Source organism: Gimesia chilikensis (assembly GCF_007744075.1).
GTDB lineage: Bacteria > Planctomycetota > Planctomycetia > Planctomycetales > Planctomycetaceae > Gimesia > Gimesia chilikensis_A.
Genome location: NZ_CP036266.1, coordinates 3661116 through 3673783, shown reverse-complemented (window position 1 = coordinate 3673783; position 12668 = coordinate 3661116). Strand labels below are relative to the sequence as shown.

Genomic DNA, 12668 nt, shown 5'->3' with positions numbered 1-12668 from the left:
TGACATACCATCTTTTAAATCAGACGGGACCACTTTCGCAAAATCCATTCGGTAACCAGTAAACCAAAGATTAAAATATAGAAAATTGGTGCATCCCAGATTTCCTGTCGTTCTTCCAGAAAACGGGAGACCTCTTTAATTTTGAAAGCACCTACAATGTCGTTCATTTCTGACAACTGATAGACCCGACCTCCCGTCGAACTCGACATGGTCTCCAGGTACGCTTCGTTCAGAGTCGGATTTTGCAGTTCCTGATTTGGAAATTCGACTTTTATCGGCATGGTAGCCGCTTTCACACTCGCCCCGGCTGCTTCATCTCCCATCCAGACACGGACAAAATACGTCCCAGGTGACGGTACCGGAAAGTTCGTAGAGAATTCACCTCTTTGATTTCCTTCTGTCAACGTCAGTGGAATCGGCTGTTCATCACCGCGCTCCACTTCACCGTATAAACGCTGTAGACCAGGCTCGATCTGGCTCTCATCCAGAAAACGGGCAATCACCTTAGCCTGTTCGCCGGGTTGGTACTGTGCCTGTGGCGTCGAAAGCCGGAAAGGGTAATTTCCTCCCAGTTGTTTGCTCCTGCCGGCCCGATCCACGACTCGTGCCCAGAATCCGTCAAACAACTGCTCATTCAGATACCGCCAGCGATAGGTACTGTCAAAACCAATAAAAATCGACCAGCCGGGCCCCACGCGTTGCGAGGCGATCAGAACCTCCTGACCGTATTCATTTCGCATGCGGGGATCCGCGTGAACTGCGAGCACCGTCGCCCCCGGTTTCGCTTTGGTCACCGGAAAGTGCCAGAACATACCGGGTAAATTTTTCAGAAGCTGTTCATTTGCCTGTCGATCACTGGCAAAGTTGAAAATGGGATCCTGAACTCCCTGAGTAGTCACATCCAGTTTCCAGGGTGAGCGAGCACTCAACCGAATTTGAACTTGAGAGCGAAAGAGTCCCGGCTCTCGAATAACAGGCAATAAGTTCAACCATTCCAGGGTAGGATCAGACTGATGATCGAACATACTCGCGGTCTGCATTTCTCCGGCAATATAAACCAGTCCGCCTCCTGCTTTGGTCACAAAATTCGTAAGCAACTCCGGGAAATTAACGGGCCAGCCATTGGGGTCAGGATCGTACAATATCACACAGTCATAATCGTTGAGTTCTTCCTGAGTGACCGGCAGCCGACGAATTGGCAGATCGCCCGGATGTTCATAGGTTTTATCAGCCGCCATGAGCCAGGTCGAAAGATTAATCTGGCGGTCCCGTAAAAATGAATTTCGCAGAAACTGAACTTCGGGAAAGGTCGATCCTGCAATAAACAGGACATTCAACCGCTGTCGAATCACGCGTACTTCGGCGGAGGCCAGATTATCATCCTGCGAGATTTCCGGCCCCGCATCGATAATATTCGCTCGAAATTCAACCTTACCGGTTTTTGTTTCAGTGAACTGATACGTCCGCGGTTGTAACTGACCTTCGAGGTTAAGCACGACTTCCTCGCGGATAAATTCCTGCCAGGGCCCGCCATTGCGTCGCTGTTCAATCAGCAGGGTCGCGGATTGAGCCTGCATTCCCCGTGATTCAATATGCACCGTCAGCTGGTTCGCATCCTGCACAAACACTACAGGGCTGACTTCGAGTTCTGTAATCGCGACATTCCGCGGTCCATCAGTTGTCCCCATACCAACCGCAACCAAAGGGATTCCTTCATCAGACAGCATCTGCAAGACTTCCTCCGGGGGTTCTCCAGACGTCGATTGTCCATCGCTGATCAGTAAAACCCCCGAGAGAGGCATCCCGGAATAGGAAAGCAGTGCCTGGCGAAGAGAACTGGCGATAGCAGTCGCATTTCCACCGGCGTGCCATTCCTCAGAGTCTGATAGTGCCTCTGGATTGAACTTATCATTGAACCCATGCAGGTGGACAGTGCGTTTTCCGTCAGCAGACAGGTCTTTCAGGAATGAAGGTGTCACTAATTTCTGCGCGAGTTGCAGGCGGTTCATTCTGCGGAGGGCATCCACGTCTGACGACATCCCCAGACTACGCGCCACTTCCATGGCCCGTTCTTCATCCTGCCAGGCATCCTTCAGCGACATGGACTGCGAAGTATCCAACAGGACCAGCAGATGCGAAGGAATTTTTTCCTCTTTGCTCAATACCAGAATTGGTTCGAGCAGCATGGCAATCACCAGCAGGACCAGAGCGATTCGGATTGAGTACAACAGACAGCGGCGGAGCAGGGGTATCTGCCTTGCATCCCGTTGATACAACCACCAGCCGCCAGCTACCAGTACGACGACTCCCAGAATCAGAAAGAGCATCCGATCTCCTGACGGCAAGCCAACCCACTGCGCGGACCACTGACCACCTTCGGCCCAGGTCGAGGATTGAATACCAAACAGTTTTTCCAGAAATCGGTTCAAGTTCACAACTCTTTCTTTAGCGACGACGACCAATCCAGGCCGCCAGCATACTCTCGGAAATCAGACAACCCAGTAATACGACTGCCAGATATCGCCATAATTCAGTCCCGGCTGTCGATAAGTCCATTTCTTTTCCCTGATAACGAATCAGCTTTAAAGGCATGCGCCCCAGATACTGCTGCAATTCCTGCTCATTCAGCCTTTCCTGCAATGAATCTTCCACATTCGCATTGATGGCAAATTTCTGAGTCTGCCCGCCAGATTGTGTGCCTTGCCACGTTGCTTCCACGACGCCTGAGAAACGAATCGGATCGGAGCTGAGAATTGTTTTCGATTCACCTTCCGTACCAAAACGGACTTCCTGGGGTTTCAGATCACGATCCAGCCAGACCAGTTCTCCAGCCTGAGGTGCGGTGATCGTCTCCAGTTCCAGGTGGATCGGTTCACCGGCAATCAGATTCTCGCCCCGTTGAATTTCTGCCGCGATTTCCTGTGCCGCTAACCGCATTGCCAGAACAAAACTCGCCTCTGCTGGCCAGTCGCTCCAGCTTTTATCTGCTGAAACGGTCCAGAACAGGACGCGACCTTCACCAAAACGCTTTTCCAGAACTGCAGGAGACTGCTGGGGATCATTCCAGCGTGCCAACACGTTAACCTGACGCTGTCCTTCACCTTGCTCCAGAACAACATCCGCAAATCGATGGGGACGCACCCGACTCAACAGTTCCGGAGTCAGGTTCTTCAGTAACTCAATCGGAGAATCAGCGATTGGTTCGATAACCAGCCCTTGCGCCTGCAAATCTCGAATCTGATTGATTTTTGCCGGAAGGAGTCCATTTCCCCCTTTAAAAAGTCGTTCGTTATAAAGTTGCAAGTCACACTGATCGCCGGCAAAAATCATTAAACCGGTTCCCAGCGAGACCAGTTCTTCCAGTTCGGCGACGCGCTCCTTTGACAGCTGATCCACATTTGCCAGGACGATCAGATCCGGGGCTGTCAATAACTGTGACTTCCAGGTTGAACTTTCCGTTTGTGTCACCTGCCAGTTTGAATTTCCGGCTGACAGAGCCAGCGCCAGAAAATCAGTTTCACTCTCGAAGGGATTCAGCCCCGGTTCGCCATCAACGAGAACGACATCGACCATCTGACGAACATTGATCAGTTTGCTGCGAACGTTGTCTTCCATCAAGGAATCTGCAGGAATGGATAGAGTTACGACATGCTGACCCGGTTCATCAAATCGCACACTCACGGGAACGGTCACCGTTTTTTCTGCTGGAATTTCAGGCAGGGTCACTGGAGTAACATTTCCGTCCACGTCTAACAATGCCTGACCTGACTTAAGCGGTTCTGTACTGGAATTCTCGATGACGGCAGTCAATTTAACTTCCTGATCGACCAGTGCAATCCGGCTGTCCTGATCAAGCGAACGTAGTACACGGTTCCCCGTCGGCTCATTTCCGATATCGATAAATCGCAACGTTACTTGTTCGCCCGACCAACGGTCACAAAGATCGCGCACTTCAGAAGTCCAACCGGCCGACCAGAGATCGGTAACAACAATCACTTCTTTAATCGGGAATGTGGCTTCTTTCAGTTGGCGATCTACTTCCTCTAAGGTAGAAATCCAGTGACTGGCCATCTGGCTGGAATTAATCTCATTGATGCGCGCAATCAACTGGTCCCGCTCTTTCTCTGTCAGATGTGCCATCCGCACGAGTGGTTGCTCCGGTTGAGAAGCCAGTACCACCGATACCGAATCCTGTGGTCCCAACTGGTTCAATACCTGTCGAACTGCATTTTGTGCCCGGCTGAAGGCAGACTGTTCGCCGGTCTGATAAGACATACTCAGAGAATCATCCAGAATGATCACGCGGCTTGCCCGACCTTCTACCGCCAGAAATCCGGCCAGATTTGTGCCTGAACTGATGGGACGCGCCACCGCCAGAAACAGAGCCAGAACCGCCAGCGTTCGAATCGCAAGCAAGAGCCACTGTTCCAGCCGTAAGCGCCGACGATTTGTCTTCAAGGTTAACTTCAGATATTCCATGGGCGCCCAGTCCACGCGGATAAACCGTCTGCGGTTTAGCAGGTGAATAATGATCGGTGCGGTTGCCAGAACCGTTCCCGTCAGAAGTAAGGGAGCCAGAAAATGCATTGAAACTATTTACTCACTTTCTGATGGTTGACCTGCTCTGGAATCGAGAGCAGGGGAGTCTAAAGTCTGATTATCTGAACCGGCAGATCCACCGAGAGACGCCATTCGTCCTCGATGTGTTTTCGCACCTCCAAACTGCCGATTGTGTAAATAGCTGCTCAAAACTCTGCTCAAATTGGCGTCAGTAAATATCTGCAGGTAGTCGATGCCACAAAACTGACAGCGCTGGCGTGTCTCCTGAATAAACTCTTCCATGGCTGCCTGATACGCTTTATGAAAGGCCCATGGTTCGGCAAAGATCTCTTCTTCGCCTTCGATATCCTTGAAGATCACAGAATCTTTGAATGGAAGCTCAACCTCATCACGGTGCAGTACGTGCATCACAATCACCTCATGCCCTGCGTACTGCAGTTTACCCAGCGACTCGTAAAATCGATCCAGCGGTGTCAGCAGATCAGACAGGACCACAACGATGCCTCGACGGTGAATCTGATCCGCGACCTGGGCGACAGCCGGGCCAATGTCGGTTTCTCCCTGGAGTTCGGTCTGCTGCAGTACTTCCATGAATTTAGCCAGATGGGAGGCAGTACTCCCTGTCCGCAGATCTTCCTGAACACGATCATTAAGTATCGCCAGTCCGACGGCATCACGCTGTTTCAATAAAACAGATGACAGCGAGACGGCGATTGTTGCTGCACAATCATACTTGGAAAAGTCAGGACCGCCGTACTTCATCGAGGCCGAAGAATCAACAATAAACACCGCGCGTAGATTTGACTCTTCTTCGAAACGTTTAATGTAAAACCGGTCCGAACGGGCATACGCTTTCCAGTCCAGGTTCTTCAAATCATCACCGGGCGTGTAGCTGCGATAGTCGGCAAATTCCGGAGACAGACCGTGCAGGGGACTGCGGTGCAGTCCAGCAATCGAACCCTCAACAGGTTGGCGGGCCTTGAACCCAATCCCGGCCAGACTGCCTGCGATCTCAGGATTTAAGTATGTGTTCAAACTGACCATCCTTTCCGGCAGTGCTTTGGTGCAATGGAGTTTCCGCGATCAGTTTTTCAATTACGGTATCCGGCGTCTGGCCTTCCGACTCGGCGTTGTATGACAGAACAATCCGGTGGCGCAAAACGGCCTTGGCAACCGCCTGCAGATCTTCCACAGAGACTTCAGGGCGACCATACAGAGCAGCCCGGGCCTTGGCTGCCAGAATCAGCGACTGGCCGCCACGTGGCCCCGCTCCCCAGAGTACCCAGCGATTAATGAACTCCGGAGCATCTTCGCTGTCACGGCGTGTCGCCCGGATCAGGTCCATCGTGTAATCCACCAGAAAATCGCTGATAGGAACCCGGCGTACCAGATGCTGGAGTTCCAGAACTTCTTCTCCCGTCAAGGTGGCTTCCGGCTCCGACTGTTCTTCTCCAGTCACTGTTTTATATATCTGTCTTTCTTCATCGCGCGTGGGATACTGGACGATAATCTTCATCAAAAACCGGTCCAGCTGCGCTTCGGGAAGGGGGTAGGTCCCTTCCTGTTCAATCGGGTTCTGGGTTGCAAGCACAAAAAACGGCCGGGGAAGCTGATAATGCTTCGTCCCTGCGGAAATGTTCTTTTCCTGCATCCCCTGCAGTAAAGCCGCCTGTGTTTTGGGCGGTGTCCGGTTAATTTCATCTGCCAGTAACAGATTGGTGAAAATCGGCCCTTCAATAAATCGGAACTCACGCGTTCCAGTCTGTCGATCTTCGTAAATCACATCGGTTCCGGTAATATCGGCGGGCATCAGGTCGGGAGTGAACTGGATACGACCGAAGTCCAGTGACAGACTTTTAGCCAGCGTCGAGACCAGCAACGTCTTCGCCAGGCCCGGGACTCCTTCCAGAATACAGTGTCCCCCTGCAAGAATACTGACCAGCAACTGCTCGACGACATCATCCTGACCAACGACGACCGTGCGAATCTGTTCGCGAATCCGTTCCTGAGCGGCTTTGAGCTTCTCCAAAGCTGCCATATCTGGTGCTGTTTTCATTTCAGACAAGATTCACTCCCTGTTCTACCAGCCTGTCTGCTGGTCACAATACATGTCGATTAACGTTGATATATTGGCAAAAACTTATAAGGCAGTTGTAAAACGATTAAGGCGACGCTGGTTCCAAAAATGGGACCGACGCCATCGCCGTTCCAGCTGCCGTTGGATGCCTGTGATTTGATGAGACTGTCGCGTTGCCCCGGGAAGTAGGCATCCCAATAATCATCGCCTGCCTGGTAAAACGCCTGCGATGCATACAGGTTCAAATAAAAATAATGTCCCGACTGAAATCCACTTTTTCGGTTTTTGAACTGTCCGTAAACATATTCCATACATTCTTCGGCCAGCGGTGATTCATATTCCCCGGCAGAATAGAGACAGGTAATCGCGGCAGCGGATATTGGCAGACGGGTATCATTACCAGAATGATATGAGTAGCGGATTCCTCCCTCAGGCGTCTGACAGAGTTCCAGATACCGGACCGCATTCTGAATCGTCCCCTTGGGTACGGTAAAGCCGGCATTGTGCGCAGCCCGGAGTCCCTGCATCTGGGTGACGGTCACACTGCCTTCATCTCCTCCCCCCGGGGTATAAATCCAGCCTCCTAAAGGGCTCTGTCCCGAAGAGGTCAACTGGATTCCATCCTTGACCACTTTGGCAATCCGGGCGCGGACTTTTGCGTCTGTCTCCATCCCGTATACGCTGGAGAGAAACAGCAACGAGAATCCATGCCCGTACATGGGGCGCCCATTTTCCGCGCCGGCTGCGATCAGTCCATTTTGCTGGGCCTGACTCAGTACGTACTCAGTCGCTTTCCGAACCTGATCGGCGTAAGGCCCCCGGGTCGACGTATTTCCATTTGCCAGAAAGGCGATTCCTGCCAGCGAAGTCATCGAGACAGGATAGGTACTACCATCCTGGGTTGTTTGAAAACTACCACTGGTTGTCTGCTGTTTCGCCAGATAGTCAAGCCCCCGTTGAATTGACTTGACGGTTGCAGGAGTGACGTGCCGGGGCAGAATTTCTTGCGCCGGGATCTGCGTAAAGCTACACAGCAGAAACAGCCCACCGGCAACAATCCTGATGATTACAGAAATACTCATTTGACGCCCGTTTTATTGAGAATTCATTCGAGAGCATAAGTAACGCGAACGACAGCAGAGACAGGGATCGCTTTCATTAGTGCAGAGGACTGCTCCTCGGACTGACCGACCCCCATCCCCAGCACAGCCAGATATTGTGCCAGCATCTGACTGGAACTGTCGCTGCTCTTTTGGTTTGGATCCACCGTATTAATGGCCACAACTTTCCCGAGTTTGCCGCCTGCCAGTTTTGCCAGTGCCTCCGCCTGAGAGCGTGCATCTTCCAGGGCCTTTGCATAAGCTTTGTTTTTCAAGTCTTCCACGTTTTGAATTTTAAAGGCAACCATCGTGTTGCGTGCTTTTGAAGCGTTATATGTTCCCGGCACCATGGGAGTCGTATCATTACCAATCACCACTCCCGCATCTTTGCCGGCATCAACAATCCGAACGATCATTTCCAGCAGTTCTTCGGAGCTCAGCTTATCAACTCCCGTCAGACGTAACTTGAGTGTTTCTGAGACCGATAACTCCTGAGACTGCGTATTATTCACAGCCATGCCCCGCATCATGGCCTGCATCTGACTGGCATTTAAGGACGAGTAGAGTGACATCCCATCCCCCTGAATGACCAGTCCTGGTATCTTCAGATTTTTAAATGCATCTTCGGCCCGGCGTCGATTTCCGTGATACTTGGTAACAGCATCTCCCGCCAGTTGGCCCTGACCGATGACCAGTCCGGTCATTTCGACGACCGTTGGTTTCTGTTCAACAATGCCAGTCCCTACAACGGTAATCCCGGTTTCACCTTCAGCAGCGACCGGTGACAGTTGAGCAAAGCAGGGCAGAGCCAGCGCCAGTAAAAACAAGCTTCGACTTTGTGACAGGAGTAACTTACCACACATATTACATTCCATCTGATTAAGGTTCTGATGTTGGTGTTTCTTTTGACTTCTGTTTTCCAGCGGGAGTGGAGGGGTATGCGGTCACAGCCTGATTGGAGATACAAAGCATTAACCCCTGATTCAGGATGATTGCACCTCCCAACGAACTCAGATCGTGCCCGCGATAAATATCAAGAATATCCCCGTTTGATTTCGAAATTTCGAAGATCCCCCGACTGGTAAATATCCAGGCATGCTGCGGATCAATGACGGCACTCAAGCCTCCTGCCGCGATAGGCAGAGAAACCGCCCAGTTCAGACGGCTCGTTTCGCGACTCAATGCCTCCAGTTCCCTGGAGAGCAGATAGACATTTTGATCATCAATTCCCACCAGTTGAGCAGCCGCTTTGATGGGGCGTTTCCAGACCACTTTTTTGGCAGCCAGATCCAGGGCATAGACCTCGCTGGCCCCCTCTTCTTTAAAATAAAGCAGATTGTTGTCGCAGTACATCTGCCCTCTGGAATGCAGTTGTACTTCCTCTTTGGCAGCTGCATAGTAATAATTGGAAGTCGTCTGATTCACGGGATAGGGATAACGGAATACCCAGTTGATAGACCTGCCAGACAGGGATATATCAAACAGTGCTCCATTATTGGTGAGTACCAGAAGTGACTCTCCATTCAGTTTGAGCACGGGAGAGGGCATGTCTTCCATCCCGTTTGTAGAGCTGCCTGCCACGACAGATCCCAGGGGAATCCCCCACTCCTTCTTTCCCGTCTTCAACGACAGGCAACTCAAATTGAGTTGTTTACTGTTTTGCTGGTGAGAGATTGTGTAAATCTGCTCTCCAACCACCAGAGGCTCACAGATATAGCTTTCGTTATTCGCACTGGTTTGCCAGACTTGTTTGCCCGTCTTTTTCTGATAGGCAACCAGCCGATAACAGGCACGGTAACGGTTCATTTCCTTCTGAGGGATCAGAGTAGCGAGTACATAATCTCCACTCACGGCAATATGATACTGATTCAGATGGCTGGACTGATGAAAACTATAGTTGTTGAAATGATTTCCCAGATCCTTGAACTTAGCGTTCCTCCAGAGCAGCTTCCCGGACTTCAAATCGAGACCAAAACAGACACCATAGTAGTTTATATAGGCATGCTGCTGATCAAAGGCTATGGGAGGAACGTAGGTTGCATACGATTTGCTGCGGCCGTAATAATCTGATTGAGAATTCTGCAGCGCCTGTTCCACACTCTGATCCAGAAAATGCAACTGCCAGTGCGGTTGAGAATCAGAATCGGGTAACTGGAATGACTGAGAGACCGACTTTGGGTCATTGGATTTCAAAGAAGCAACAGAAGACACGTTCTGCTGCGGCAGTAAAGACTTCAGATAAGCTACCGGATCAAGGGCATTGCCTCCCAGTGTCACTTTCTGACCAGGAAACTGTTGAGCGATCACCTCGATTGCTGCAGCAGCCCGTTCTGTTCGTGCGCCTCGGATCAACGCCAGCGCATGTTTCACATTCAAATCCAGTTCTGGCAGGCTGGTATCAGTATGATGCTCGAGAATCGAGCGCCAGTATTCGGCTGCCTGATGAAAATCTCCCCGTTCAAAAGCCTGATTTCCCAGCAGGTCAGCGACTTCATCACCAATCGATGTCAAAAAATACTGGTAATAAATCTCGGTTGCCCGCTTTTCGGCATCAGCGGAATACAACGGATGTTTTTCCGAGAGCTCAGCATACTCCTTGCGGGCCTTGCCGTCATAGAAGAGTCGATATGCTTCTCGCCCTTCTGGTGGAAGTGAAGTCAGGGCTCGAAAGATCCGCTGATTCGCATCGATCAGAAAACCATCCTGAGTCGGGAGCAGGGCGGAACTGGATTGAGAAGCAGACAGATCCTTGATCGTCGTCAATGCTTTTTCCCACATCTGATGACGCACATAGCGTTCAAAGTCATCCAGCAGATTCAGTTTCTTTTCATCGACAGAAATACTGAAACCCGGAATCTTGTGTGGGGACGTCTCGGGGGGCTGCACTGCAGCCTCGGCCACGCCAACTTCGACAGCGACTTGCCCGGGAAGCTCTCTGGGAATCAGCAGCAGAGTTGGCAGTATCAGCCAGCCGATGATGAGCGTGAATCGATCATTTATGAACTGTAAACAGATAATGGGCGCACCTTTATCCAACAAAATCCATCCTGCAAATGAGAATGGGCCTGACGGTCTGGTTAGTCAATTAGTTTTTAATTGGCGCGATCTGTCAGAACATCAAATAGGATCGATGTGGGGTGGATTGAGTTCCCGGTTTGTGAATCAATTTCACGGGTTTCAAAAACCTGCAACTCTGTCCAAGTCAGCCCTGACGTTGTTAAATCATTGTACACCACATTGGGTTCATAAATTCAAGTATAAATTGTCCGGTTTTTCTCTTTTTAAAATCTTTCTCAGGAAATTACCTGGCCTACAGACGATTTCGATTTCGTGTCAGCAGCAGAAATGCCGCGTAGAATTGCGCTCTACTAACAAAAACAGGCCCGCCTCTGAAATACAGAGACAGGCCTGATTGGAGATAAAATTATGTCAGCCGTTTATCCCATCAGTTTGGTAACGGCTTGTGCTTTCACCAGTTCGCGTGGCTGATTCAGGTGATTATAGACGATGGTTTCGGGGTTGATTCCGAACGAATGATAGATCGTTGCCAGCAGTTCCCGTGGATGAACGGGATCCTTACGCGGACTGGAACCGGTCTTATCGGATTCGCCGTGAACATATCCCCGTTTCATCCCGGCCCCTGCCATCAGAGAAGTGTAGCAGTAGGGCCAGTGATCTCGACCGTCGTCACTGTTTGAGTTCCCTGAAGTACTGACACCGCGTTGAGGACTGCGGCCAAATTCACCCACTGCCACAACCAGTGTTTCGTCCAGTGTGCCCCGATCATACAGGTCAGAAATCAGACTGGCGAGTCCCTGGTCAAACATGGGAGCAGACTGGTTCTTCAATCGATTTGTCAATCCTGTATGGACGTCCCACGAATGGTTATTCGAGTTCGCGACTTTTGGCCAGACAACTTCAACCACCCGAGTCCCGGCTTCTACCAGACGACGGGCCAGCAGGAGACTCTGACCAAAGGTGTTCCGACCGTACTTGTCGCGGACGGCATCGGACTCCTGATCCAGGGCAAAAGCATCGCGGGCTCGACCCGAAATGACCAGATCCAGTGCCCGTGAGTAGTACTTATCCAGCTTGTAATCTTCGACAGCCTTGTTCAGCTGAGGCATACCCTGGTTGATGGTATCCCGCAGACTGGCACGACGCTGCAACCGGGAAGTGTAGACATCCGGACGCAACTTCAGATCATCGACGCTGATCCGGTCCATCTTGTTCATATCCATATCGTCTCCCGGCGGATAGAGATAGTACGGATCGTAGGCACGTCCCAGGAATCCGGCTGTCCCGGCTTTCCCGACCACGTTACTCTCCTGCAGAGGTCGTGGAAGCATCACGAACGGCAGCATGGGGACCTGTGGTGGCTGGAGACGAATAATGTTTGACCCAAAGTTCGGGAAGTCTTTGGGACTTGGTGGTTCCAGCTGTCCGGAGGGGCTAACCTTATCTGTGGTATAGCCGGTCAGCATCTGATAGATGGCGGCAGTATGATTAAACAACCCCTTGGGAGTATAACTCATGGAGCGGATCATGGTGAACTTGTCGTTCTGCTGCGCCAGATTCGGCAAGAGTTCGGTGAACTGCACACCAGGCAGCTTTGTCGAAATTGGCTGGAAGACACTCCGCACGTTATCGGGAACGTTTTCCTTGGGATCCCACAGGTCCAGATGACTGGGACCGCCCTGCAGGAAGATCAGAATAACACTTTTGGCTTTCGCCCAGCCGGGGCCGCCACCGCCTTCATTACTGTTGGCCGCAGCTTCCTGTAACTGGAGCATGGTTCCCAGTCCCATACCCATCATACTGGAACCGCCGACCCGCAGCAGATCACGACGGGAAATTTGACTTCGAGACTCGCACGGCTCCTTGCCTGATTGACCTGGAATGATCAGCATTTCTGTGTCTCCTCAGTTTTT

General features: G+C 51.3%; 8 protein-coding genes. All 8 read right to left on the bottom strand.

What is annotated here, in order from left to right; genetic code table 11:
- Nucleotides 1-14: 14 nt before the first annotated feature.
- The 8 genes from HG66A1_RS13995 to HG66A1_RS13960 all read right to left on the bottom strand — a co-directional run bounded on the left by HG66A1_RS13995 (nucleotide 15) and on the right by HG66A1_RS13960 (nucleotide 12647).
- Nucleotides 15-2435, bottom strand: coding sequence for a VWA domain-containing protein (locus HG66A1_RS13995; RefSeq protein WP_145184863.1), 2421 nt, complete (start codon nucleotides 2433-2435; stop codon nucleotides 15-17).
- Between the two features lie 10 nt (nucleotides 2436-2445).
- Nucleotides 2446-4587, bottom strand: a complete 2142-nt coding sequence (locus HG66A1_RS13990) for a BatA domain-containing protein (protein ID WP_145184860.1) — start codon at nucleotides 4585-4587, stop codon at nucleotides 2446-2448.
- Between the two features lie 9 nt (nucleotides 4588-4596).
- Nucleotides 4597-5595, bottom strand: coding sequence for a DUF58 domain-containing protein (locus HG66A1_RS13985; protein ID WP_145184857.1), 999 nt, complete (start codon nucleotides 5593-5595; stop codon nucleotides 4597-4599).
- On the bottom strand, nucleotides 5573-6616 hold the full coding sequence (locus HG66A1_RS13980) for an AAA family ATPase (RefSeq protein ID WP_145193780.1): 1044 nt from the start codon (nucleotides 6614-6616) through the stop codon (nucleotides 5573-5575). Before HG66A1_RS13980 ends, HG66A1_RS13985 begins: the two co-directional genes overlap by 23 nt.
- A 59-nt stretch (nucleotides 6617-6675) precedes the next feature.
- Nucleotides 6676-7719, bottom strand: coding sequence for a prenyltransferase/squalene oxidase repeat-containing protein (locus HG66A1_RS13975; RefSeq protein WP_197993931.1), 1044 nt, complete (start codon nucleotides 7717-7719; stop codon nucleotides 6676-6678).
- A 23-nt stretch (nucleotides 7720-7742) separates the two neighbouring features.
- A complete protein-coding gene (locus HG66A1_RS13970) occupies nucleotides 7743-8600 on the bottom strand; it encodes an SIMPL domain-containing protein (protein WP_197993932.1) in 858 nt (285 codons plus the stop codon).
- 16 nt (nucleotides 8601-8616) lie between these two features.
- Nucleotides 8617-10773: a PQQ-binding-like beta-propeller repeat protein gene (locus HG66A1_RS13965; RefSeq protein ID WP_145184851.1), complete on the bottom strand. Its 2157-nt coding sequence runs from the start codon at nucleotides 10771-10773 to the stop codon at nucleotides 8617-8619.
- 401 nt (nucleotides 10774-11174) lie between these two features.
- Nucleotides 11175-12647 carry a DUF1501 domain-containing protein gene (locus HG66A1_RS13960; protein WP_145040930.1) on the bottom strand — a complete coding sequence of 491 codons (1473 nt, stop codon included), beginning with the start codon at nucleotides 12645-12647 and terminating at the stop codon, nucleotides 11175-11177.
- Nucleotides 12648-12668 lie beyond the last annotated feature (21 nt).

Excerpts from the sequence above, each read along its gene's own strand:
- HG66A1_RS13990 (WP_145184860.1), bottom strand. The coding sequence starts at position 4,587 with ATGCATTTTCTGGCTCCCTTACTTCTGACGGGAACGGTTCTGGCAACC.
- HG66A1_RS13980 (WP_145193780.1), bottom strand. The coding sequence starts at position 6,616 with ATGAAAACAGCACCAGATATGGCAGCTTTGGAGAAGCTCAAAGCCGCT.
- HG66A1_RS13975 (WP_197993931.1), bottom strand. The coding sequence starts at position 7,719 with ATGAGTATTTCTGTAATCATCAGGATTGTTGCCGGTGGGCTGTTTCTG.
- HG66A1_RS13970 (WP_197993932.1), bottom strand. The coding sequence starts at position 8,600 with ATGTGTGGTAAGTTACTCCTGTCACAAAGTCGAAGCTTGTTTTTACTG.
- HG66A1_RS13960 (WP_145040930.1), bottom strand. The coding sequence starts at position 12,647 with ATGCTGATCATTCCAGGTCAATCAGGCAAGGAGCCGTGCGAGTCTCGA.